The organism is Nostoc sp. CENA543 (assembly GCF_002896875.1).
GTDB lineage: Bacteria > Cyanobacteriota > Cyanobacteriia > Cyanobacteriales > Nostocaceae > Trichormus.
The window spans coordinates 4,300,421-4,323,646 of record NZ_CP023278.1 but is presented as its reverse complement, the minus strand read 5'-3'; the positions used below and the strand labels follow the sequence as shown (position 1 = coordinate 4,323,646).

22 protein-coding genes are annotated in these 23,226 nt (G+C 41.2%); 9 read left to right on the top strand and 13 right to left on the bottom strand.

Going from position 1 to position 23,226, the window contains the following annotated elements; all coding sequences use genetic code 11:
• Positions 1 to 5: 5 nt before the first annotated feature.
• The 5 genes from CLI64_RS17840 to CLI64_RS17825 all read right to left on the bottom strand — a co-directional run bounded on the left by CLI64_RS17840 (position 6) and on the right by CLI64_RS17825 (position 5,770).
• Positions 6 to 521, bottom strand: coding sequence for a phage tail protein (locus CLI64_RS17840; RefSeq protein ID WP_103138459.1), 516 nt, complete (start codon positions 519 to 521; stop codon positions 6 to 8).
• A 14-nt stretch (positions 522 to 535) separates the two neighbouring features.
• Positions 536 to 682, bottom strand: coding sequence for a hypothetical protein (locus CLI64_RS30850; protein ID WP_157943289.1), 147 nt, complete (start codon positions 680 to 682; stop codon positions 536 to 538).
• Between the two features lies 1 nt (position 683).
• Positions 684 to 2,948, bottom strand: coding sequence for a substrate-binding domain-containing protein (locus tag CLI64_RS17835; RefSeq protein WP_225977381.1), 2,265 nt, complete (start codon positions 2,946 to 2,948; stop codon positions 684 to 686).
• A 212-nt stretch (positions 2,949 to 3,160) separates the two neighbouring features.
• Positions 3,161 to 4,912: an ABC transporter ATP-binding protein gene (locus tag CLI64_RS17830; protein ID WP_103140782.1), complete on the bottom strand. Its 1,752-nt coding sequence runs from the start codon at positions 4,910 to 4,912 to the stop codon at positions 3,161 to 3,163.
• A gap of 159 nt (positions 4,913 to 5,071) precedes the next feature.
• Positions 5,072 to 5,770, bottom strand: coding sequence for a hypothetical protein (locus tag CLI64_RS17825; protein ID WP_103138458.1), 699 nt, complete (start codon positions 5,768 to 5,770; stop codon positions 5,072 to 5,074).
• 242 nt (positions 5,771 to 6,012) lie between these two features.
• Between CLI64_RS17825 and galE the strand changes: the two genes are divergently transcribed.
• Complete coding sequence (gene galE / locus CLI64_RS17820; protein ID WP_103138457.1) at positions 6,013 to 7,011, top strand: UDP-glucose 4-epimerase GalE; 999 nt, start codon at positions 6,013 to 6,015, stop codon at positions 7,009 to 7,011.
• 130 nt (positions 7,012 to 7,141) lie between these two features.
• On the opposite strand, the gene CLI64_RS17815 is transcribed toward galE, so the two are convergent.
• On the bottom strand, positions 7,142 to 7,795 hold the full coding sequence (locus CLI64_RS17815) for a hypothetical protein (protein WP_103138456.1): 654 nt from the start codon (positions 7,793 to 7,795) through the stop codon (positions 7,142 to 7,144).
• Positions 7,770 to 9,041 (bottom strand): sulfite exporter TauE/SafE family protein, encoded by a 1,272-nt coding sequence (locus CLI64_RS17810; protein ID WP_103138455.1) that lies wholly within the window; start codon positions 9,039 to 9,041, stop codon positions 7,770 to 7,772. The genes CLI64_RS17815 and CLI64_RS17810 overlap by 26 nt, the downstream gene beginning before the upstream one ends.
• Before the next feature lie 328 nt (positions 9,042 to 9,369).
• Between CLI64_RS17810 and CLI64_RS17805 the strand changes: the two genes are divergently transcribed.
• Positions 9,370 to 10,242 carry a DUF5895 domain-containing protein gene (locus tag CLI64_RS17805; protein WP_103138454.1) on the top strand — a complete coding sequence of 291 codons (873 nt, stop codon included), beginning with the start codon at positions 9,370 to 9,372 and terminating at the stop codon, positions 10,240 to 10,242.
• Positions 10,243 to 10,376: 134 nt separating this feature from the next.
• On the opposite strand, the gene CLI64_RS17800 is transcribed toward CLI64_RS17805, so the two are convergent.
• Both CLI64_RS17800 and CLI64_RS17795 read right to left on the bottom strand, forming a co-directional pair.
• Positions 10,377 to 11,630: a murein transglycosylase A gene (locus CLI64_RS17800; RefSeq protein WP_192881558.1), complete on the bottom strand. Its 1,254-nt coding sequence runs from the start codon at positions 11,628 to 11,630 to the stop codon at positions 10,377 to 10,379.
• Positions 11,630 to 11,884 (bottom strand): hypothetical protein, encoded by a 255-nt coding sequence (locus CLI64_RS17795; RefSeq protein WP_103138452.1) that lies wholly within the window; start codon positions 11,882 to 11,884, stop codon positions 11,630 to 11,632. The genes CLI64_RS17800 and CLI64_RS17795 overlap by 1 nt, the downstream gene beginning before the upstream one ends.
• A gap of 287 nt (positions 11,885 to 12,171) precedes the next feature.
• Here CLI64_RS17795 and CLI64_RS17790 point away from each other — a divergent pair, with 287 nt between their 5' ends.
• A complete protein-coding gene (locus CLI64_RS17790; protein ID WP_103138451.1) occupies positions 12,172 to 13,551 on the top strand; it encodes a serine/threonine-protein kinase in 1,380 nt (459 codons plus the stop codon).
• Between the two features lie 8 nt (positions 13,552 to 13,559).
• Positions 13,560 to 14,477 (top strand): polysaccharide deacetylase family protein, encoded by a 918-nt coding sequence (locus CLI64_RS17785; RefSeq protein WP_103138450.1) that lies wholly within the window; start codon positions 13,560 to 13,562, stop codon positions 14,475 to 14,477.
• 24 nt (positions 14,478 to 14,501) lie between these two features.
• Here the strand turns inward: CLI64_RS17785 and CLI64_RS17780 are convergent, their stop codons facing one another.
• Entirely contained in the window at positions 14,502 to 15,845 is a 1,344-nt protein-coding gene (locus tag CLI64_RS17780; RefSeq protein WP_103138449.1) for an ABC transporter substrate-binding protein, read from the bottom strand.
• Positions 15,846 to 15,995: 150 nt separating this feature from the next.
• Here CLI64_RS17780 and CLI64_RS17775 point away from each other — a divergent pair, with 150 nt between their 5' ends.
• Positions 15,996 to 16,751 carry a YebC/PmpR family DNA-binding transcriptional regulator gene (locus CLI64_RS17775; protein ID WP_103140781.1) on the top strand — a complete coding sequence of 252 codons (756 nt, stop codon included), beginning with the start codon at positions 15,996 to 15,998 and terminating at the stop codon, positions 16,749 to 16,751.
• A gap of 166 nt (positions 16,752 to 16,917) precedes the next feature.
• Here CLI64_RS17775 and CLI64_RS17770 read toward each other — a convergent pair whose 3' ends face one another.
• Together CLI64_RS17770 and CLI64_RS17765 are read right to left on the bottom strand one after the other, a co-directional pair.
• On the bottom strand, positions 16,918 to 17,409 hold the full coding sequence (locus tag CLI64_RS17770) for a hypothetical protein (RefSeq protein WP_103138448.1): 492 nt from the start codon (positions 17,407 to 17,409) through the stop codon (positions 16,918 to 16,920).
• A 198-nt stretch (positions 17,410 to 17,607) separates the two neighbouring features.
• Entirely contained in the window at positions 17,608 to 19,263 is a 1,656-nt protein-coding gene (locus tag CLI64_RS17765) for a DUF3352 domain-containing protein (protein WP_103138447.1), read from the bottom strand.
• 219 nt (positions 19,264 to 19,482) lie between these two features.
• Here CLI64_RS17765 and CLI64_RS17760 point away from each other — a divergent pair, with 219 nt between their 5' ends.
• The 4 genes from CLI64_RS17760 (at position 19,483) to CLI64_RS17745 (ending at position 22,723) form a co-directional block, all read left to right on the top strand.
• Positions 19,483 to 19,842 (top strand): rhodanese-like domain-containing protein, encoded by a 360-nt coding sequence (locus CLI64_RS17760; protein ID WP_103140780.1) that lies wholly within the window; start codon positions 19,483 to 19,485, stop codon positions 19,840 to 19,842.
• A 345-nt stretch (positions 19,843 to 20,187) separates the two neighbouring features.
• The gene (gene hrcA / locus CLI64_RS17755; RefSeq protein WP_103138446.1) at positions 20,188 to 21,285 is read left to right on the top strand and encodes a heat-inducible transcriptional repressor HrcA; all 1,098 of its coding nucleotides are present in this window, start codon (positions 20,188 to 20,190) and stop codon (positions 21,283 to 21,285) included.
• A 12-nt stretch (positions 21,286 to 21,297) separates the two neighbouring features.
• A complete protein-coding gene (locus CLI64_RS17750; RefSeq protein WP_103138445.1) occupies positions 21,298 to 21,981 on the top strand; it encodes a DUF2834 domain-containing protein in 684 nt (227 codons plus the stop codon).
• Positions 21,982 to 22,078: 97 nt separating this feature from the next.
• Positions 22,079 to 22,723: a hypothetical protein gene (locus tag CLI64_RS17745; RefSeq protein ID WP_103138444.1), complete on the top strand. Its 645-nt coding sequence runs from the start codon at positions 22,079 to 22,081 to the stop codon at positions 22,721 to 22,723.
• Between the two features lie 132 nt (positions 22,724 to 22,855).
• Here CLI64_RS17745 and CLI64_RS17740 read toward each other — a convergent pair whose 3' ends face one another.
• Entirely contained in the window at positions 22,856 to 23,047 is a 192-nt protein-coding gene (locus CLI64_RS17740; protein WP_103138443.1) for a chlorophyll a/b-binding protein, read from the bottom strand.
• Between the last annotated feature and the right edge of the window lie 179 nt (positions 23,048 to 23,226).

Genomic DNA, 23,226 nt, shown 5'->3' with positions numbered 1-23,226 from the left:
CTAATCTAGTTACTAGAAAAATATCCCGCACTATCTCGACCTGATAAAATGGATGCACCGCCTGCTCTAGTCTTATCAACTTTTAAGCCTTCATAGGTTAAGGTCAATTCTTCAATAGCTACTGTGTTGGATTCTGCGCTAAAACTGGGTGCTTTCCATCCAATAGGAACAGCACCAATCAGAGTCCAACATTGCATAATTTCTCCAGCTTGGTTAAATAATAAAATATTGACGTTACGACGTTGTTTAGCGTTAGCACCAACACTACTCAAAATTTGACTCATCCAAGTCCAGAAGGTTAAATCATTAGTAATTCCTCGCTTCAGTGTGACATCAGAAAACTCTGCTGGGTTTAACAGCACTCTTTGTTGATCATTTACACCACCTTCGGAGAATTTCTCTGTTTTGACTGTCACACCTAATCCTTGACATTCGGTAAAGCAAGCGGTGATACTGCTTTCCATTTCTACATAAAATCTATTAGTGGTTACATAATTTAATTCGCGAGCAGTATTAGTCATTATTTACCTCTTAATTAATTTCTATTGCGCTCTTTTGTCAGACGTAATTCTTCTAGCATTAACTCATAAACTCTATCGCCAAGCATTCCTAATAATTGCCGATCGCCTAAAATTTTACCTGCTAGTTTTGCTAGTAATATCTGTTTGTCTGCATCTTTCATATTACTTATTGTTTTTTTGTAAAGGTACTAATCCAGTTTGTTCTAAGAGATTCTGTACTTCTTGCGTTTTGAGCATTTCAGCAAATTTTTGTCCAATGGGAGGACGGCTATTATCTCCTAGATAAACTACAACCATTGGATAACTCAGGGGATAAGTTCCGTTCTTGAAAACTTCAAGATTAGGACTATAACTTCCTTTATCATCACATAAGTCTGTCTTGGGATTTATCGGTTTATTTGTATCACTCTGGACTAAAGATTGTACAGCTTCTTGATTACCATCTACGATGGCTAAAGGATATACGGAACACTGTCCAAATACTTGACTAAGTGTCGCAAAACCTATACTGCCAATCCTTTCAGCTTGATTTTTATCGTCTTTTTCAAAATCTTGTAAAATCCTTCTCACCATTTCTAAGGTATGCAAGCGAGTAATTACTATAGGCTCATTATCTGTAAATGTATCCTGCTGGTTATTTATTTTTTGTAGTCGCTCAAATGTATCTATAGCATTAGGTTCTTTTAAAACTCTTTCTTTAAAAATATTTACTGCTTCTGCTTCTGAGGGTATATATAAATTTACACGTAATTTAGGTAACTGAGGATTTAATTGATTCCAATATTTAATTTTGCCTGTATATAAATTTCGCAATTGCTCAAGACTAATTTGACCCCGCAAGGGTTCAGGTAAATTTTGGTCTCGTTGAGAGTAGCTAAAAGCCACAAAAACTACCAAGCCGTCATAGGCAAATTCTTTATATCTCATTTGTTGTGGTAATTGATTAACCAAATTAGTCACAGCAAAATTATACTGACCAGATTGAACCTTAGCGATCGCTATTTCTAATTTCTCTTCTGGTCGATAATTAATTTGTAGTTTAGGTTGGCTCTCTTTGAGCTTCTCTTCTAAAGTTTGATTTTGTAAAATTAAATTGCTTTGCTGTAAAATATAACTCCAAGTAGCCGATTTTTCGCCCGTATAATTGTATTTACCTGGAGGTACACCAGGCACATCTTTTAAACAACAAACTACCGCATCTTGTGTAGTCACTTCTGGCTTATAAAATATTTTGATTAATAACCAAATAATTCCAGCCAAAAATGCTAATCCTAAAAGACTTAGCAATAACCAATAAAGAGGATGAAAAGTTTTTTTAGTTTCTTCTTCCCCTTCTATGACTAAAACTTGGTTTTGAGTAACTGGTGTAATTTGAATCAGTGCTTGTCTGGCTTCTTCGGCACTAATAAATGGTTTATCTAGTTCTAACAAGCGAAACAGAAAAGCCTGAAATTCCTGTCTCACCGACGGCCAATGCTGTTCTATTTTCGGGTCAAGTGCTTGATTATTGGAGTCTACAGTATTTCCAGATAATAAATAAAAAGCGATATATCCTAAATTTTTTAAATCTTGAGTAAATGTAGGTGAGCTTTGTTTAGTATTAGGTAATTCAAATAAAGTTTCCCAAACTGCTAAATCACAAACATGGGTAAAAAACTCTAGTTCATGGGCAATTAATAACAAACTATCTAAACTGAGATTACCATGTGCAATTCCTTGTTGTACTTGACCGGAAGGTAAGGTAAATTTTTGACCGTGGAGAAATTGCAATGTTTGCAGCACTTGGTTCAGCACATGATAAACCTCGTTTTCATTCATTGCACCATGTTCATGAAGATACTTCCGCAAAGTGGGATAGGTATCTTGAATACCAGTGGTGACAAGATAACAACGCTCGGCTGTGGGATCAGCGATCGCATCCCAAGGTAAAATCAAGCGGATATCCTGAACTCGACCATCAGCTAAACTTAAACCCGCCAACCGTTCAAAAGCCTGTTTTTTTTCCCTGGTTTCCTCTTGATTAAAAACCCGTTGTGGTAAAAGATATTCCTTAATGACCACAGGCTGCTGGTCTGCAAGCTGCACACCTTGGTACAAGCGTCCCATTCCCCGTCCTCCCAAAAAGCCATCTATGCGGTATCGTCCCCGATAGCCGCGAATTTCAGTTTTGGGGGGTAAAATCGCCGGAAAACCGCAATTAAGGCATTGTTTCGCCGTGGGGTCTTGTTCCAGGCTTTTTTGCGTCCATGCACAAGTTAAAGGGTTGCTGTTCTCACAAACATAACGCTTATATACCTCATCAACCCCCAAAGGAATTTGTGGTACAACACTCATTTCCCCAGGAACAACACCATTATTAGCAACTTCTACCCCTGGTGACTGGGGAAAAAGTCCAGTTAACTTGGCTTTGATTTGTGCATAAACCACAACTAAAAACCCCTAGCGATCGCGCTTCTGGCATCGCATACTACCCTGATTTGGCAGCGATGACCATTAGACTTTCCGCTAGGGTGGGGATTGGGGACTGGGAAGATGGGGAAGTGTGGGGAGTGTGGGGAGAGAGGGGGAAAGATTTCTTCCCTATCCTCCCACACCTCCCACCCCTCCCACACTTCCTGCTTGCCCTATGCCCTATGCCCCTATCGCAATAATTCTTCTACCTGATGCTGACTCCAGAGTTGGCGATACATTCCTTCTTGCTGCATCAGTTCTAGATGATTGCCTACTTGGACGATTTTACCTTTATCCATGACGAAAATTCGGTCAGCTGCTGCCGCCGCCGAAAGTTGGTGAGTGATAAATACTACGGTTTTGCGTCCTACACCACTGGCTAAATGATTGAGGATTTGGGTAGCAGTTTGATTATCTACACTCGAAAGGGCATCATCTAAAATTAACACTGGTGCATTGACTAACATCGCCCTTGCTAAAGCTGTGCGTTGTCGCTGACCGCCAGAAAGAGTAATTCCCCTTTCCCCTACGATGGTTTCATACTGTTGGGGGAAGTTCATGATTTCTGGGTGAATTTGGGCTGATTTCGCCACAGATTCTATATTTAACTGGTCACTTTCGGGACTGCCGTAGCGGATATTATTTTTGATGGTAGTGCTGAATAAGAAGCTATCTTGAGGTACGTAGGCGATCGCACTGCGTAAATCAGTTAAAGCTATCTTGGTAATATCCACCCCATCTAAAAATAACTGTCCTGGGGCAATATCTAACAATCGCGGTAAAGCATTAGCCAAAGTAGACTTTCCTGAACCAATTGCCCCCACAATGGAGACTGTTTCCCCAGGGTGAATTGTAAAATTAATACGATCTAAAGCTGATTGCCTTGCTCCTGGATAACTAAAACTGAGATTTTTCGCTGTTAATTCTCCTTTGACTTCAGCTAAAGGTAAATGAATGGCATCATGACTATCTTTAATCTTGGGTTGGACGCTAAATATCGCTTCTAAGCGGTCTATACTCACTTCCCCCCGTTGATAGGCAGTAATAGTAAAACCTAACAAAGTCGTGGGAAAAACTAACCTTTCTACATAAATTAATAACGCCAAAAAATCACCAACCGCCAAATTACCAGTTGTAATTTGTGCTGTTCCTAACCAAATAATGATGAGTGAACTTAACCCCGCTAAACCACCAATCAGAGGGAACAAAATATTGCGAATTTTCGCTAATGCTAAGTTTGCCTCTAATAATTCTTGATTTTTTTGAGCAAAGGCTCGACGTTCATTTGCTTCTTGGGCATAGATTTTAATTAAAGCCATGCCACTCATATCTTCTTGGATGAGTTCACTAATATCAGAGATTTTCTCTTGGACTTTGGCTTGTTTCTGACGTAGCCGATTGCTAAATAAATGTACCAACAGAAACATAAAAGGATACATTGCAATAGCAGCCAATGTGAGATTGACGCTAATTGCTAACATTGCTGGCAGTGTTAAGGCATAAGCAAACACTGTATTACTTAAACTTAACACCGCAAAACCCAACAACCGCCGCACATTGTCTACATCACTAGTAGCCCTGCTGATTAAATCACCAATAGTATTAGTGGCAAAATAAGCTGGCTCTAATTGCAGTAAATGTTCAAAAATCTTTTGTTTGAGGTCAAATTCTACTTGTCTCCCTACGCCAAATATCCACAGACGCGAAGCCATGCGAATCAACCACATCGCCGAACTGAGTAAAACAATGATTACAACATAACGTAGTATTTCCTGCCAGCTAAAGTTTTTCGCAATTTGATCAACACAAGCGCGAATTAACCAAGGAATATAAACACCTAATGCGTTGACAGACAACAAAGCCAAAATCCCCAACGTTGCATCTCGCAAGTGGGGACGTAGATAAGCACCGATTTTTGCAATTCGCCGAGATTTTTGCATGGAAGTAAGGCAGAAGTCAGAAGGCAGAAAGCAGGGAGCAGAGGGAGCAAGGGGAGCAATCCTTCTTGAATTTTGAATTTTGAATTTTGAATTTTGAATTGATTCGTCCCCAGTCCCAATACAGCCCTCAGTATACATAGTATCGATTGACTATTGCCTCTATCCCCGACGACCACGCAAGAAAGTGTAAACCTGATTGAGATAACTTTCCCAGACTTGGGTTGTAAGTTGCAGTGTTTCGGCACTAGGTACAAAATCTTCTATCCGTAGGCCTCGTTCTCTGATTTGTTGAGGATTTTGCATGAGGTAGGGGGGAATTTGGGTTTGCCAGTAATTGAATGCTAAATCTGTCTGACTGATTCTAGAACTGGGTAAAATGCCATTCCCGGTAACATCTGTAACTTGTGTGGCATTGCTTGGGATTTCTAAAGCCACAATTGTTTCTGGTTGTGATGCGACTAACTCAGAACGAGGAATCATTGCTTCTTGAGTGACTAAGGGCGCTCTGACCAAAAAATAGGCGATCGCTGGTGTGCTGGATAAAAGTAAAATTGCTAGTGACCAACCTACTAAATATCCTGCCGGTTTATCAATTCCACCAGCTTTGATTTTTTGTGCCGCAAACATCAACATTAACACTGAAGCTCCCAACGGTTTGAGAGGAAATGATATTAATCTCCACAATGATGCGACTGCTGGCTCATTAGGGTTGATGAATGACAAAGCAATCACAACAATAATGATGACGAAAACTGCTCGCCCTACAAAAGTTCCTGTGGGGTAAAACCTCTGAAACAACGTGTAGGCGATAGTTCCAATCAGTAACCACACCAAGACCCGACTTAAAAGTTCAAACATAGATTTACACTCAAATCTCCTTTTGCGGTAAGCCTAGAGGTTTCTTAAAGTGGATTTATTTTGTCGTCAACGGTAATTTGACTTAAAATATCCCGACCCTCACACCAATGACTACCGTCGTAGTGATTTTAGTGCAATTTTTTGCCACTGCGTCTAATATTTATAATTTTCCAGATTAGGAATGTGGGACATCGGTGAACTAAATTGATTAATTGATTAGTTGTCACTCAAGAGGAAAAACTATGTCACCTAGAAAACCCAGCATTTTGGTCACGGGAGGAGCAGGATATATCGGCTCACACACCGTTTTAGCTCTCAAACAAGCAGGTTATGACGTGGTGATACTCGATAACTTAGTTTATGGCCACCGTGATTTAGTAGAACAAGTTTTACAAGTCGAACTCATTGTTGGTGATACTAGCGATCGCACCCTATTAGATAATTTATTTCAAAGTCGCAATTTTGCCGCCGTTATGCACTTTTCCGCTTACGCTTATGTAGGCGAATCTGTGACCGACCCAGCCAAATACTACCGCAATAACGTTGTTGGAACTCTAGTGCTTTTAGAAGCCATGCTGGCGGCATCTATTAAGAAATTTGTCTTTTCTTCCACTTGTGCCACCTATGGTGTACCCAATGTAGTACCAATTCCCGAAAACCATCCCCAAAATCCCATTAATCCCTACGGTGCTACTAAATTAATGGTGGAGCGCATCTTAGCAGATTTTGATGTGGCTTACGGTTTAAAATCAGTACGTTTCCGTTATTTCAATGCGGCTGGCGCAAATCCCCAAGGGTTATTAGGTGAAGACCATAACCCTGAAACCCATCTTATCCCCTTGGTACTCCTCACAGCCTTGGGTAAACGCGAATCTATTTCTATTTTTGGCACAGATTACCCCACACCCGACGGGACTTGTATCCGCGACTATATCCATGTTAACGATTTAGCCGATGCCCACATTTTAGGCTTGGAATATCTCTTAAAAGGTGGCGAAAGCGAAGTATTTAATCTAGGTAATGGTCAAGGCTTCTCAGTTCGCCAAGTCATCGCCGCCGCCGAACAAGTCACAGGACTAACCATCCCCATAGTAGAATGCGATCGCCGCCCCGGAGACCCCCCCAGCCTCATTGGTAGCGGCGAAAAAGCCCGAAAAATCTTAGGTTGGCAACCCCAATACCCAGACATCAAAGATATCGTCACCCACGCCTGGCAATGGCATCTGAGAAGGCATAAGTAGGGGAATGGGGATTGGGTACTGGGGACTGGGGAATGGGGAAAAGGAGACAAGGAAGACAAGGAAGACAAGGTAGAAGAAGTGCCAATAACTAATGACTAATGACTAATGACTAATGACTAATGACTAAAATTCAATCAGCACTCCCCTTGCCTTTTTGCAGTTGCCAAACACCAAATGCTATACCTAAAAATGTCACAGTCGGGATAGCGATCGCCCAAACTGGAAATGATGATAAATTCTTCTCAATAGCCACATCATCAATTGTTTGCTGGCTGGATACTGGGTTCTTCTTTACTCCAACACCAGCCGCCACAGTCACCTCAAAATTAAACTTAAACGGTTGAAAGTTTGCCCCTGATTTGGGCTTTCCTGTAAGTTGTAACTGATAAATTCCAGGCTTAGGAAAAGTAATATCTGCCCCTGGAATACCTTGATAACGTTCCGCATTCACAGGCTTTAAAGACGGTTCTATCAGTGCCGGTTCTCCTGGACTGTGGGGTTCAGCATAAATCGCTAACTGACAATTACATTGTGCAAGAGGAATCGTTTTCCCGCCCTTGCGCGTCAGGGCAAACCAAGCCTGTGCAGTTTCCCCCGCACGAGGATTATCATTGGGCTGAATGTGCAGTGTTGCACCCACATCTGCGGCTATCTCTACCTTATGGGCGGAAGCTAATTCAGCGTTGGTGAGTCCCAGCGTTAAACAACTCAAAGCCGTAACATACTTAATATATTTTCTACTCTGATTTGTAAACACTTCACTTTGATTTACTCGGTGGGACATAAAACTTTTCTAGAGTTAACTGTGACCAAAAAAAGCGTGTTCTAACTAGCAATACACCCATGCTAATTAGTCCTAAAAACAGTGTTGCTAATTGATTCCCCAAATGTAATTCTAAAGCACCCAAGTAATGAGAACCGATCAACACCGCATGAATCACACTCAGCAGCAAAGCAGGCACACTTAATAAATGGATTTGCCGCCATCTTTTACCCCAAGTCTTCTGCAATGATTCCCAACTTGTTAAAGCGGCGGGAGTCATCAATATTAATCCTACAGCACCTAAAACCATAGCCACTTGAAACTGTGGCGGTAAAAACCACACAGCCGACAATTTCCACTGCAACGTATGAGCAGTCATATGGGTAGTATGTGCTACAGCTAAGACAAAAGCCCCCACACCCAAAGCACGACGGTAGCGCAGAGGTGATGCCCACAATTTACTCACAGGCCGAGCAATTAACGCCAGCATCAGACAAAATAAAGCTGCGTGTCCGGTGTAATCTACCATTGTGTCACCAGTCCGCAGCAGAGTAATCACCCCAATAATCAGCGTTACCCAGCCACCCAAACGCAATAATTGACTACGCCTATCTTGACTCACCAAAGCTGTAGAAATCCCAACACCTAGCATAGTTGGCATTGTTCCTAAACCAAAAGCCAACATAGTCGCCATTCCCAGCCACAAATTCCCAGTCTCCGCCGCTTTAATTTGAGCAGCATACAAAAAACCACAGGGCATTAAACCCCAAGTCATTCCCAAAATTAGCGGTGTCCACCATCGCTGTTGTCCAGATAGCCGCATCATCACCGCACTGAGGCGATTATGCAAGCCACTTTTTAAGAAAGGATGCAGCAAAGGCACATGAGGCAGTAAATTAGGTGTAATTTGCCCCAAACCGAACCAAATCAGCATTACACCGGTAATTATGGCCATGATCCGCCGGAGGTCACTACCTACCCCAGCTAACTGTCCACCTTGTAAAAGTACCGCCCCCAAAGCCCCAATTGCAGAACCAACTAGGGCATAACTCAATACCCGCCCTAAGTTTAACCAGAAATGAAAGATTAATTGCTGCTGCCAAGTGTTGGCAGGTTTCCCTAGAGTTAATACTTGTGCTGATTTGTGGGATGGCGAATTTGGGCGATTAGAAAGGGAAAACGCCACCGTTAGCGGCCCACACATCCCAAAGCAATGCCCAAAGCTACCCAAGAACCCCAGAATAGTAATGAGTGATAAATCTAGCATATTTATTTACGTTTAAGGGATACTGGCAACTTTGTCAAAACACAACCTGTAAAACTTCTTCTCAACCCTGTTTGTAGTGAGGACTTCAGTCCTCAAAAATGGTTGCAAAAATTAAACTGTTCCCCGTTCCCCACCCCTACCAAAGAACTTTTTCAGCAAGCCCTACTTAATACTTTTCCAAGAGTGTTAAAAAACAAAAAAGGGATTGCAACAAAGATTGATTCTGCTCTAATCTGGAAAAACAGTACGCCTGTTTGCTCGACCCCCTGTCTGGCACCGGCAACCTATTGATAAACTTGTATAGTAAAGTACCACCGTGCCTAAAACGATGAAAGCATCTGCTAAATTCGACTTTGAGGATGAGAAATTTAATGCACCGCCTTCTCAAGTCATCCCCTGGTGTCAGATGATTAATCCTCGGTATGGTGCAGATGGTGTGCAATCTCACGGATTAGCAATTAAATTGGACAACGCTCAAGCTGTAGGTTTTCAGCCTGACGGTAATTGGCAGCAAATAGAACATGAATTTAGTTCTGGAGGAGAAACAGTTTTTATCACCACTACACCCCGCATAGTGATAGTGCGTCGGGGGCCTTTGTCTGTCAAAGATAGAGAGACAGGGATAAAACTGGGGACACTCAAAGATAATTATGATGCGTTTTTAGCAGATAAATTAAAATTTAAAACCTTCACTCGCTACTTAATATTTTTAGTAGGTGAAAACAAAAAATTCCTACATGATTCCCCACTGCAATTAACTCTCAACGGTGCAGCCGGAGCAAGTTTTAGTAAAACCTATTGTGAATTTCAACAGGGAAAAGTAGTTAGTGGTTTTGTATCGGAATTAGAAAGGGCGTATGCCTTATTTCGTAAACAACCTATTACACCCAAAGGCCCTTTATTCCACGCTCACGGCATATTCTGCCCAATTATTGAATGTGAAGAAAGAGGTATTGAACCAAATACAGTATTAGTAGCTTCCACTGTAGATTATGAACATCCCACAGTGGCGAATTTAACTAATTATTTAATTGCTTCCGATGCTCCAGAATCAACAATTATTTGCAAAGCCTTTGAAGATTACAAAGACTTCGCTAAGGAACCAGTGAGAACAGAAACACCGAAAATGGCAGTAGCTGCTGGTGTTGCTAGTTCCTATATTTATCCTGATGAAGATGATTTTGGTTATCCGCCATATTAGGGATTGGGGATTGGGGACTGGGGACTGGGGACTGGGAAGTGTGGGGAGTGTGGGGAGAGAGGGGGGAAAGATTTCTTCCCTATCGTCCCACCCCTCCCACACTTCCTGCTTGCCCCATGCCCCATGCCCAAATTTTATTCTTTTAACAGCAAGTAATATAATGAACCATTGCCGCCTGTAACACCGGCGCGATCGCCTGCTAGTTTACCAGTTCCCATAAAATAATCAACTCTGCCCGCTCCTTTGATGGCACTGCCTGTATCTTGATCTAAGACAAAGCGGTTCACGTTACGGTACTCTAACCTACCGCCAGCAGCAGGATAAGGTAAGGAGGTCTGAACTAGTGCTAGCGCACCAGGAGGCATAATTGATTTATCTGTGGCAATGGAACGTTCTGGTGTGACTGGTACATTAATACTACCAGTAGCTCGTCTTCCTTGGAATTCTTGGAAGAACACGAACCGTTCCCAACGGGGGAGATAGTTGCTTAATTCGTGGGGTTGTTCCCGAAAAAAGCTAATCATTTTGGGCATAGTTAAGCCTGACAATGGCATTTTGCCATCTTTGGCTAATTCTCGTCCGATACTTGTCCAAGGATAATCTGTTGCACCTGCGTAACCAACGGCTGTTCTGCTGCCGTCAGCTAACTGAATTTGGGCAGAACCTTGAATATGTATCATATAGGCATCGAGGCGATCGCGAAACCACAGCAATTCTAAGCCGCGTAACTTGCCTTTATTTCCCTGTAAACCGTCTTTGCCTTCTAGTTGCAAACGTGTTGGATGGGGTTTAGACCATTTCTCAAAGTTAGGTGGCAGTCGATACAAAGGATACTTATAAGCCGCAGTCCTGACACGACTGGCATTATAAACAGGTTCATAGTAAGCAGTAAACTTAACTGTCCCGCGCCCATCATTACCAACAGACTGATAAAAAGCAAATTCTTTTTGGACTGCGGCTTGTAATTGGGCTGGAGACAGGGAACTAGCCGCTAATTGGCGAAACCGCAGCAAACTCCGCCTTACACGGGCTAAGGTAATTCCCCGTACAGGATAATTCTGATATATACGTTGTGCTGTACTCGTTTCTAGATAACGCAGACTGTTATCAATTGATGCTAACAGAGCTTGGCGATCGCCTGATTGACCCCTGCTACCGAAAATTTGCTCATCCCAACCCAAACAAGTGCTTTGGGCAGTGCAATTGCCGATATTTACCAGTTTGAGGGGGGCTTCATTTTCAGGTGTGCTTGGCTTGACTGGTGGTTGTAACTCAGGACTGGGTGAGTTGGGTAAAGGGACATTAATGATTACCTGAGCAACAGCAATTTGGCTGACAAGGGGAATTCCCAGACTCAAGGAAAGCAAAGCAAGGGTTTTTTTCATCATTAGTTGAATCTTTCAACACTAGAACTAAACACCGGTTCTACTCGGATAGCGACAATCCGAGATGGACGTACCACCATATACTCACCTTGAATATTTTTGATTGGTACACTAATAAAATCACCAGAAGCAGACTTGGGTACAAGTTCCCCACTATACCATTTTTGGAATTCTTGAATTGAGGGAAACCGCACTTCCTCACGATGACCACTTTCTAGTAAGAGGTAGACTGCATATTCATTCGGGGTTCTAGCCATAAGATTGAATCTTCATCAAAAACATTCAACCCATTGTTAACCACGATACCCCAGAATGAAAAGGGTAAGCATACGGGGGCGTGCGTAGATGCTTGACAGAATTCTCTATTCATCACTCATTAGAGATAAACTGCTCAGTTTTATTTTCCTCTAGACGGTAGATGACCTTAGCGGTTCCCTAGAATTTTGGACATTAAATATCACTTCTACTGTGGATGTTTTGAATAATTTCTCTCTACATTAGTGATTATGTCAATATGAAGGTGAGGACTTAGACAAGTCATACAATGTTAGGAAACTTGCTAGCTAGTCGTTATCAAGTCCTCCAAATCTTAGGGGGAGGAGGATTTGGTCAAACTTATATTGCGCTTGATACCCAACGTCCAGGGAATCCTAGATGTGTTGTCAAGCACTTTCGGCCTGTCACTCATAACCCTGAATTTCTCGAAACTGCTAGAAGATTATTTACTAGTGAAGCCGAAACCCTAGAACAACTCGGACATCATGAGCAAATACCCCGATTATTAGCATATTTTGAAGAAAAGCAAGAATTTTTTTTAGTGCAAGAGTATATTGATGGATATGCTCTTAAAGTTGAAATGGTTGCTGGGCAAAAATGGGCAGAAGACAAAGTTATCTTTTTGTTGCAGCAGATCCTAAATATTCTGAGATTTATTCATAGCTACAAAGTCATTCATCGGGATATTAAACCAGAAAATATTATTAGGCGATCGCATGATCATAAGTTAGTGCTAATTGATTTCGGTGCTGTCAAGCAAGTTCATACAAAACTGGTAACGGCTCCTGGTCAAACAGAAATGACTGTGGCGATTGGGACACCAGGATATATGTCCATCGAACAGGGACGAGGAAAACCCCACGCCAATAGTGATATTTACTCTTTGGGTGTGGTTTGTATCCAAGCACTGACAGGACTGCATCCCAGAGAATTTGAAGAAGACCCCCAAACCGGGGAAATTCTGTGGCGACATCGAGCTACAGTCAGTCCTGAACTGGGGACGATGATCACGAAAATGGTCGTGAATAACTACAAACAACGTTATCAATCTGCGACAGAAGTTTTAGAAGCACTCCAGCAAAATTTTCATCCTGACGCTGCGACTTTATTTACTCAAACTCCCTGGGGGACATCGCCACCACCAATTCCCCCATCTCATCAACAGGGAACTAGTCAACAAACTGGGACTATTTTGTCGCGCGAAAAAAGCGATCGCCTGGAAAAATTACTCTTAGAATTAGTCGGCCCTGTAGCCACAACATTATTACGGCGCGCCGCATCAGCACCCAATTACCAAACACTCATAGATAATTTATCTCTACACATAGCTGAAAATCAGCGTACTCAATTTCAAAAAACAGCAATGTCGCTGTTATTAGAACCTTCACCTAGTCAACCGCCAACTGCTGTTCAACCTGTGGCGAATATCACTCCACCTGTAATTAACTCCACTCTCAGCGAAAGTTTTATTGCTGAATGTGAGCGAGAATTAGTTAATTTAATCGGCCCGATGGGTAAGTTCTTGATTCAAAAAACTATCAAATCGGCTGGATTATCCATTTCTCGGATAGAATTTGTCCAAACACTGGCTGCAAATATTCCAGACTCTCAACAAGCTTTGCAGTTTCAGCAGCGTTTATTAAATTAATCACCAGAATGACTGATAGTTACGAACAGACATCATTACCCACTGCTAAACCCCAAAACTTTTTATTTAACCTCGCTTTGGTGTCTGCAATTTCATTAGCAGTGCTTAACCTCAATCACAATGAACCGATAGTACCAGTTTTAGGATTTCATGGACTTGTTGATACGAAAAATACTGCTGTAGCTCGCAATACTAATGAGATGCAATATTCTCAACAAGAAATAGAGAAACTATTAGATTACTTAATTATTAATGATTATTGGTTTTTATCAACTCAAGATTTATACGATTTTTTTCTCACAAAATCTCAAGCAATACCCGATAATCGTCGTCAACAAAAGCCTATTATGATTTCTTTTGATGATGGTTATAAATCAGTACATACAAAATTATTACCGATTCTATTGAAGTTAGAGAAGAAATATCATAAAAAAATTAAAATCGTTTTGTTTATTAATCCTGGTAATTTAGCTAAACCAGGTGTTAATAGCAAAACTCATATGGGATGCCAGGACTTAAGAGAAGGCTTAAAAAAAGGATTTTATGACATCCAGTCTCATGGTTTAACGCATAAAGACTTAACTCAGATATCTCGGCGCGAACTTCTGCGAGAACTTGTACAAGCTAGAACTATCCTCAGAAACTGCACACAAGATTTAGACCCTAAACAGGAAGTCGCATCTCATTTTGCTTATCCTTATGGTGCTACTAATAAACAGGTAGCCTCTTATGTTTCTCGCTATTATCTTACGGGTTATTTATATAATAATGAAATTTTGAATCATAGTTGCATCAATAATCATTATCAAATTCCCCGACTCATGGTAAATCGCCACTTATCGCCACAAAAATTAATTCAAATGTCAAAAAATCAACTTCCTGTTAATAAGAAACAAGAGAAAAGAAATATGACGAATGAATGTTGATAGCTGTTAGTAAATAGTGAATGGTCATTTAAAAATTAAATCCAAACGTTGCTGGCTAGCTTGCAGTGCTGTTTGGGGAGAACTTTTACTTAAAATAACTGCTTCAACGGCTCTACCTATACTATCAGAAATGCGATTATAACCAGGGAAAATAGGACGACTACGTCCATATTGTGCTTGTTCTAAGAATACCTTCACCTGTGGTAACTTCTGTACAAATGCTTGATACTTTTCACTACTACGAGATTTTAAATTAATTGGTAAGTAGCCTGCTGCTAAAGCTAATTCTGTTTGAAATTCTTGACTCATGGTATATTCGGCAAACTTAAATGCTGCCTTTTGGCGTTCTGGTGTGGTCTTAAAAAAGAATAAATTTTCCCCGCCTATACTAGTAGCTTGAGTTTGATTGACAGGTAGCGGAAACACACCAAAATCTACATTAGTTGTTTGCAATTGTCCTAAATTCCAAGGGCCATTGATTTGCATTGCTACCTTTCCTGAAACTAAGGGGTCTGTCTCATAACCCCGTTCCGGGCCAGATAGCATGGTGGAACCGTCTTGTACTAGATTACGCCAAAATTGTAAGGCGGCGATCGCTCCTTGATTATCTTGCAACATCACACCTGCTGCATTCTGTCCATCACCGTTGACTAATTCACCGCCACTACTCCACATAAATGGTAGCCAAGTAAAAACTGTAAACTCCCCTTTCCCCAAAGGTAAAAACATTCCATATTGGTCTACTTGTCCATCACCGTTAACATCACGAGTTAATTGTTTAGCAACTTGGCGAAACTCTTCCCAAGTACGAGGTATGGCTTTAATCCCTGCGGCTGCAAATAAACTAGGACGGTAGAAAATGCCGACATTATTCGTAGCAAAAGGGACTGACCACAGTTGACCTTGATATTCCATTGAAGAGTATAAAGTGGGGTCAATTTCTGGCTTAATTGGTGATTTGGACAGCATCTCATCCACAGGAATTAATGCACCTAGTTCTACTAATTGACCTGTGATCGTCGGATTAAACCACAATAAATCAGGTGGTGCATTACCTACCACCGCCGCCAAAATTTTTGGCATTTGCTGATCTTGCTGTCCTACATACAGTGACTCTACTTGAATCTGGGGATGTGTTTGATTAAATTTATCTACCAACTTTTGTAAGACATCCCGATTCGGTGGTGGGTTGACTCCATGCCAAAAAGTGATGTGAGTAACTTTACTAGCTTCTACTCCAGTCCGCCAAGCCTGACATCCACTTACAGTTAATATGCTGACTAGCATCAACAATAGTAAACGACGCAGACTGTGCTGCCATCTTCTGTTTCTCACTTTAGATGGGTGGGAAGTAGAAAAAAACCGCATAGCAAACCGATTCGTAATTTTCTACAGCCAGACTATGCTGATCTGGGGACACAAACCAACCCTCTGAAGGCTAATTTCCAGTTATTTTGCATTCAAGCAGAAGCTATGTATATCCTAGTTTATTGGAGAGAGCAGGAATATTTTCAGGTTATGGCAGGTCATAGTAAATGGGCAAATATTAAACGCCAAAAAGCGGTAGTCGATGCGAAAAAAGGAAAAACCTTCACACAGTTATCTAGAGCTATTATTGTAGCGGCGAGAAACGGCATACCAGACCCAGCCGGGAACTTCCAATTACGTACAGCAATTGAAAAAGCTAAAGTTGCGGGGATTCCCAATGACAATATTGAAAGAGCGATCGCCAAAGGTGCAGGCACATTTAGCGATAATAGCACCCTAGAGGAAATTCGCTACGAAGGTTATGGCCCTGGTGGTGTAGCTATTTTAATAGAAGCTTTGACTGATAATCGCAATCGCACGGCGGCTGATTTACGGGTGGCTTTTAGCAAAAATGGTGGAAATTTGGGCGAAACTGGCTGTGTTAGCTGGATGTTTGACCAAAAGGGTGTGTGTGTAGTCCAAGGTGTTGTAGATGAAGACCAGTTATTAGAAGCATCCTTAGAAGGTGGTGCGGAGTCTTACGAAATGACCGAGGAAGAGACAGCCGAAGTCTTTACGGAAGTCGCCAATTTAGAAATTCTCAACCAAACCCTCAAAGAACAAGGCTTTAAAGTCACTGAAGTAGAATTGCGCTGGATTCCCAGCAACAATATCGAAGTGACAGAACCAGACCAAGCGCGATCGCTCCTCAAGTTAATTGATACTCTAGAAAGTCTAGACGATGTCCAGAATGTGACATCTAACTTCGATATGTCAGAACAGCTATTAACTGTCAGTATGGCTTAGAACTGTCTCATGAAATTCACTCAAAATTCTTTACATTTAAGAGGACAGACAGTGAAGGCTTAACCTGCCACTGTTTGTTCACCTAGCGTTCTGAAAAAAAGACCACTGGATTCAATTGCGAATTGCGAATTGCGAATTGCGAATTGCGAATTGCGAATTGGTATTATTATTTTTCCTTCACGCTCAAAGTGTAATTGAACTTTACCCCAGGCTCAAACGCACCCACCCACACCTCATATTTTCCACTCGGCCATTGCTGGTCATCAATACTGGCATCTTTACTTTTACCAGTATCATCACCGCAACGAATAGTTTTGTTAGGGCCTCTAATTACTAAGGTTGTATCTTTACCACCACTATTCACTAACACCTGTAAGCGGGAAAAATCTTTGTCTAATTCGATGATAAAATCTGGGTTAGAGTCAGCAAAGCCTATACACATCTTGCCATCGCGATCGCGGTTACTGATGGCTGATAGAGAAAAAGTTCCACCAGTATAACCGTTGGTTTTTCCCTGTGTGGAACTAAATCCTGGTGCTAATTTCAATGTCCTGAAATTGGGTACAGTTTGGGCAATCACAGGGGTAGCAATTATAGCAGCTAATAAAGCTGAAAACCATGCACCACCAGAATAAAGTCCTGGACGAAAATTTCTCATATTAACCCGCCAAATATGCTTTTATAAGAATAAAGATATATACACATTTTAGTTAATAATTTTCCATGAAGTAACAAAAAAATGTGACACATTCTTATGTGCCACAATTGAAATTTTACTAAACATTGTCAAGTTAAATTAAGGCGCATAATTCAGAAGATACGGCTGATAAGTTTGTGTTTATTTGCTGAATCATGGTTAGGAGTTGAGTTCCAGAAATACTGCACCTTTGAGAGTCCCTGCATCATCACTGTAGCTACTGAAGGTGAGCGATCGCAGTTGTTGAAAAAATGACTTACCTAAGACTTCTAAGAGCTTCAAAACAGGCAACTGTCGCTCTAATAAATTGTGGCTTTTATCCCAGTTCAGATATACATAACCTTGGTTTTGTGCGGGAATTTCTGCAATACTATTTTGGAAATTACGATTCTTGACCAGAGAATTATCTTGATTGGTTAAAACTTCATTAATTGTTTCTAAATCAGAGGTAAAAACCTCATAATTTCCTACAGTTGTATGTATACCTTTAACCTTAGCGTCTACCGTAAATGAGGGTTGGTTTTGAGCCTCAGACTTCTTGGTATTGGCGATTAATTCTATCCAAGCGGCGACTTTTTGCTGTTCCAAACTCAGAGAATTGGTATTGAGTCCGTTAGCAGAGGCGATCGCATCTAAACGCGCAATCCCATCTGCAAAACCATCTTGTTTTTCCACCACAAAAACCCAGCCAGGAGCAGTTTTCCCACTACGGGGAATGATTCCGAGAGCATATTCTCCTTGTACCCAGTTAAATACATCCTGTTGCAAATTCATCCCCCAAGCTTTTTGTATGGCTAGTAAGGGTTGTTCCAGGCGAGAAATTACGTCTGTTTCGGAACCGGAGATGGCTGTTTTCGCTTGTTTCCATAGTTTACCTAAATCACTGTCACCCAAATTATTTAAATGAGAACCGGAAACTACCACACCTGCGGAGGCGGGGATGTATTGCAATGCTCCCACAGGTTGAGACAATGGGGGCGATGGTGGTGCAATTTCTGAGGTAGCAAGAAAACTCGTTTCGGCTAACAGTCCTTTGGGGTTTAATGTCAAAGCCAGAATTTGACTATCGTAAATAGGTTCAGGTAATTCTAACCCCTGCCATCGTGCCAAAGTGGGGAGATTGAAAAAAGTGACTGCTACCGCACCTTTTGGTAACTGTGCGATCGCTTTTTGGTATTGGGGAGAACTAGTCAAATTCAAATCAGGTGCTTGGACATTATTAATCCCATCCCGTAGCACTCTCACATCGTTAGCCAATAGGACAAAGTTATCTACCACCGCACCCGCTAAGGGTTCTAGCTTGGGTTGTGCGTCATCATAAAGCAGCTTAGTACCGTTATATTCCTCAGTGGCGAGGGTAGCCCCCGATAAGACGCGCTTGGAAAATAATAACTCTAAAAACTCACTACTTTTTTCTGGCTTCTCCGTCGCTAGAGCCATCAAGTACCCTGGTTGTTGACCATTTGCAGAATCACGGTCAATATCTTGAGTAGTTACAGCCAGAGTAATTTCATTTCCCAGCCAAGGTTGAATATCTTGGCGATAATCTAGACCACTATTAGCCAATAAACTAGTTTTGAGCTTAGATAATTCCCCTGAACTTTCCAGAGACTGCAAACGGTCAGGATTGACCAGTAAAGACACTGTCACAGGTGCGAGTTTAGACACAAATATAGCTGCACCAGATTGGGAGGTAGCAGTAATGAGACTGACTGGACTTTTAGTAAAGAACCAATAACCAGCTGCGATCGCCGCAATCACCAATGCGATCGCACCAGCTACGATAAAACCAGAGAATGAGCGTTGTGTATTCACAATATACCTAATTATCTAGCACGAAAGTTTACAGAAATTGGGCATAGGGTATAGGGCTTAGGGATAAAATCTACCTTGTCCACCTTGTCTACCTTCCAGTCCCCAATTCTTCTTTAATTTTGAATTTTGAATTTTGAATTTTGAATTGATCCGTCCCCAGTCCCTAATTCCCCAATTTCTGTCAACATGAATAATATCGGATTGTTAAAAAAAAACGACATGACAGGGAATATTTCTGGTCAACCCATTACTCAAATTAGTGTAGAAGAACTCGCGCAACGTCTGGCTGCTAATGATGCAAGTATTCAGTTAATTGATGTACGTGAACCCCAAGAAGTAGCTTTAGCAAAAATTAGCGGTTTTGTGAACTTACCACTCAGTGAATTTACTCAGTGGTCAGAGCAAATTCCTACCAAGTTTGATCCTGATGCAGAAACTTTAGTGCTGTGTCATCACGGTATGCGTTCTGCTCAAATGTGTCAGTGGTTAATGGCTCAAGGCTTTACAAACGTTAAAAATATTGCTGGTGGGATTGATGCTTATTCTCTTGTAGTTGATAGTTCTATTCCTCAGTATTAATTAAGGGTTTAGGGGTATAAAGGTATAGGGGTGTAAGGGAAACAAATGAATTTTCATCCATGCCCAATGCCCTATTCCCAACACCCCAAAAAATACGTATCCCAAAATACAATTTACTTGATCAATCTATAGAATAATACTTAAAAAACAAATAATATTTAGAATTAAAGGTTTTTTGCCTCAAAATATGCTATCCCAAATAGCAAGTACATTCTTTCTGATGAGCAGTTAAAATAGAACTAAATATTTCGTCAATTTAATTAGTCAATATTCAATATTTGACACTCAATTTCAAAAACTTTTTTAAAACTTGATTAAAATTTGCTTTCTGCCAAACATCTTCCTATGCAAGTCCAGTTGACAAATCGACAACAGCATATACTTTGGGCAACGGTGCGTCATTACATAGCTACCGCAGAACCGGTGGGGTCAAAAGCTTTGGTCGAGGAGTATGACCTGGGCGTGAGTTCGGCCACCATTCGCAATGTCATGGGTATGCTAGAAAAATCTGGGTTACTCTACCAGCCACATACTTCTGCTGGGAGAGTTCCTTCTGACTCAGGTTATCGCATCTATGTTGACCAGTTTATTACCCCCTCTTTGCAAGACGCTACACGCACAGATAATTTAGCCAAGAATGTCGAACTAGCTTTACAGCAGCGTCTCCAGTGGGAAGATTGGAGTATGGAAATCCTCCTCCAAGGTGCAGCGCAGATTTTAGCTAGTTTGAGTGGGTGTATTAGCTTGATTACCATGCCGCAAACTAATACAGCTATTGTGCGACATTTGCAATTAATGCAGATTGAAGCTGGACGCATCATGCTGATTTTGGTAACGGATGGTTATGAAACCCATTCCAAGCTGATGGATTTACCCCCAACCCGAAAAGAAACACAACCCGAAGCAGAAGTTATAGACAGGGAATTGCAGATTGTTTCTAACTTCCTCAACAGTCATTTGCGGGGGCAAAGTCTACTGGAAATTAGTAATTTAGACTGGAGTCAGTTAGATCGGGAATTTCAACTGTACGGTGAATTTTTAAAGGATTCCGTGGCGGAATTGGCGCGACGTACAGTTGCACCAACCGCTACCCACATTATGGTGCGGGGTGTGGCGGAAGTGTTACGCCAGCCGGAATTTTCCCAACTCCAACAAGTGCAGACTATTCTCCACCTCCTGGAAGAAGAACAGGAACAGCTATGGCCGTTAATCTTTGAAGAACCAGAGGTAGAAGAAGCTACTAAACCCAAGGTAACAGTGCGAATTGGTGCTGAAAACCCCCTAGAACCGATTCGCAATTGTAGTTTGATTTCTTCCACCTATCGCCGGGGTGCAGTTCCTGTGGGGAGTGTGGGAGTTTTAGGCCCGACACGCTTAGATTATGAAAATGCGATCGCAGTTGTGGCGGCGGCGGCTGATTACCTCTCGGAAGCCTTCAGTTAATTAGATGAAATCATGGTCAAAAAAATTGCCTTTGGGGTGCTGTGGTTAGGGTTCATAGTTTATGCTTTCGTCTTCGCACCACCTGATAGTCCCGATACTTTTGAGTTAATCAAAAACTTGTCTACTGGTCAGTGGCAAGGTATAAATCCCCTAGTCATAGCGTTATTTAACCTCATGGGCATTTGGCCGATGATTTATAGTGCAGTTTTATTTGTGGACGGGAGAGGGCAAAAAATCGCCGCCTGGCCGTTTGCGGCTGCTTCTTTTGCTGTGGGTGCATTCGCGCTTTTACCTTATTTAGCGTTACGCCAACCAAATCCTCACTTTGGTGGTAAAAAGGAAAGCTTAGTAAAACAACTAGACTCGCGTTTTACTGGTATTTTCCTCACCTTAACAGCAACCGTTTTAGTAGCTTATGGTTTAATAGCAGGAGATTGGAGTAACTTCCTACAACAGTGGCAAACTAGTCGCTTCATCCATGTCATGAGTTTAGATTTTTGCCTACTCTGTCTATTATTTCCAGTATTGCTGAGAGATGATATGACGCGGCGTAACTGGCAAAATCAGCAGCAGTTTTTCTGGTTATTCGCTGTCATTCCCCTCTTTGGCCCGTTGTTGTATTTATGTTTACGTCCACCACTAACACAGACAACTTCAAATTTGATATCCACTCAGCAACAATCAGTCACAAGTTAAACAATCTAAGCGATTAAAATCTTCTCCCGGATGGGTTAAGCAATATCAATGAACAAGAGAGAATACAACTCTTGCTCATTGATATTTAGCAAAGATTATGGTTGGAAAATTAGGATTATGGTTATTGTGGGTGGGATTTATTAGCTATATATTGCTTCTAGCTCCACCTTTGCATCTAGAAGAAACACTGTCACTATTAAAAAATATACTTACTCTTCAGTGGGCTGATATTAATCCTGTGATTCTCTGTTTATTCTCGCTCATTGGTATTTGGCTATTAATTTACAGTGGTATTTTGTTTATTGATGGTAGGATGCAGTGGATTCCGTTTTGGCCTTTTGCTATTGCATCTGTGGCTTCTGGTGTTTTGGGATTATTGCCATATTTAGCTTTACGAAAACCGAATAGAGAATTCTCAGGAAAAAAAGATGCTTTTTTGCAGTTGCTAGATTCTCGTTGGTACGGTGCAATTTTGATTTTGAGTACGATTAGCCTGTTAGCTTATGCTATTAGTTTAGGTAATTGGGAAGATTTTATCCAAGAATTTCAGAGCGATCGCTTTATTCATGGCATGAGTTTAGCATTTTGCCTGTTCGCTATTCTATTTCCCACAATTCTTAAAGATGATATGTCTTGTCGCCATTGGAACAACATATCTGTCTTTTGGATTGTCACTTTAATTCCTTTATTTGGCCCCCTAACTTATCTGTGCATACGCCCATCTTTAGAAAACAATACTTAAAATATTGCTTTTGCGGTCTGAAGTGAAGTATTGACAAAGCGATCGCTCATTGGTTTTTCTGTAAGCGATCGCCTGCGGTAGAATTGTTTTGCAACTCTATAGTTTGTGACAAAAATTTGGCTTTGAAAGCCTTTAGCCTATAAGTTTTAGCACATCACGCAATACACTATAACCATTGAGATCCCAAATTAAATAAGCCAAAAAACCAATCATCGCCAAGCGACCATTCCAAAGTTCGGCTTGCGGAGTAATACCTAAGTCGCCAGCATTCCGATCCTTGCCATTATGTGCAGTTTCAGTGGCATCAGTAGGATAAGATTCCATGTTTAATTCTCCTGAGAATACTTCTGATATTGTTTATGTTATTTATTCAACAAATAATTATTATCTGTCTGTAGTTTTAAACATGAAACAAGTCTAAAGAACGATAATTTCATAATTTTGCCTCATACTTTCGCTTATTCGCATAATGGCATTAGCGTCATCTCACTTCTAAATACGCT

Coding starts and splice junctions, on each gene's coding strand:
- CLI64_RS17830 (WP_103140782.1), bottom strand. CDS start 4,912: ATGCAAAAATCTCGGCGAATTGCAAAAATCGGTGCTTATCTACGTCCC.
- CLI64_RS17805 (WP_103138454.1), top strand. CDS start 9,370: ATGAAAGCATCTGCTAAATTCGACTTTGAGGATGAGAAATTTAATGCA.
- CLI64_RS17745 (WP_103138444.1), top strand. CDS start 22,079: ATGGTTGGAAAATTAGGATTATGGTTATTGTGGGTGGGATTTATTAGC.
- galE (WP_103138457.1), top strand. CDS start 6,013: ATGTCACCTAGAAAACCCAGCATTTTGGTCACGGGAGGAGCAGGATAT.
- CLI64_RS17780 (WP_103138449.1), bottom strand. CDS start 15,845: ATGCGGTTTTTTTCTACTTCCCACCCATCTAAAGTGAGAAACAGAAGA.
- CLI64_RS17800 (WP_192881558.1), bottom strand. CDS start 11,630: ATGATGAAAAAAACCCTTGCTTTGCTTTCCTTGAGTCTGGGAATTCCC.
- CLI64_RS17775 (WP_103140781.1), top strand. CDS start 15,996: ATGGCAGGTCATAGTAAATGGGCAAATATTAAACGCCAAAAAGCGGTA.
- CLI64_RS17750 (WP_103138445.1), top strand. CDS start 21,298: ATGGTCAAAAAAATTGCCTTTGGGGTGCTGTGGTTAGGGTTCATAGTT.
- CLI64_RS17840 (WP_103138459.1), bottom strand. CDS start 521: ATGACTAATACTGCTCGCGAATTAAATTATGTAACCACTAATAGATTT.
- CLI64_RS17770 (WP_103138448.1), bottom strand. CDS start 17,409: ATGAGAAATTTTCGTCCAGGACTTTATTCTGGTGGTGCATGGTTTTCA.
- hrcA (WP_103138446.1), top strand. CDS start 20,188: ATGCAAGTCCAGTTGACAAATCGACAACAGCATATACTTTGGGCAACG.
- CLI64_RS30850 (WP_157943289.1), bottom strand. CDS start 682: ATGAAAGATGCAGACAAACAGATATTACTAGCAAAACTAGCAGGTAAA.
- CLI64_RS17760 (WP_103140780.1), top strand. CDS start 19,483: ATGACAGGGAATATTTCTGGTCAACCCATTACTCAAATTAGTGTAGAA.
- CLI64_RS17825 (WP_103138458.1), bottom strand. CDS start 5,770: ATGTTTGAACTTTTAAGTCGGGTCTTGGTGTGGTTACTGATTGGAACT.
- CLI64_RS17815 (WP_103138456.1), bottom strand. CDS start 7,795: ATGTCCCACCGAGTAAATCAAAGTGAAGTGTTTACAAATCAGAGTAGA.
- CLI64_RS17740 (WP_103138443.1), bottom strand. CDS start 23,047: ATGGAATCTTATCCTACTGATGCCACTGAAACTGCACATAATGGCAAG.
- CLI64_RS17785 (WP_103138450.1), top strand. CDS start 13,560: ATGACTGATAGTTACGAACAGACATCATTACCCACTGCTAAACCCCAA.
- CLI64_RS17795 (WP_103138452.1), bottom strand. CDS start 11,884: ATGGCTAGAACCCCGAATGAATATGCAGTCTACCTCTTACTAGAAAGT.
- CLI64_RS17790 (WP_103138451.1), top strand. CDS start 12,172: ATGTTAGGAAACTTGCTAGCTAGTCGTTATCAAGTCCTCCAAATCTTA.
- CLI64_RS17810 (WP_103138455.1), bottom strand. CDS start 9,041: ATGCTAGATTTATCACTCATTACTATTCTGGGGTTCTTGGGTAGCTTT.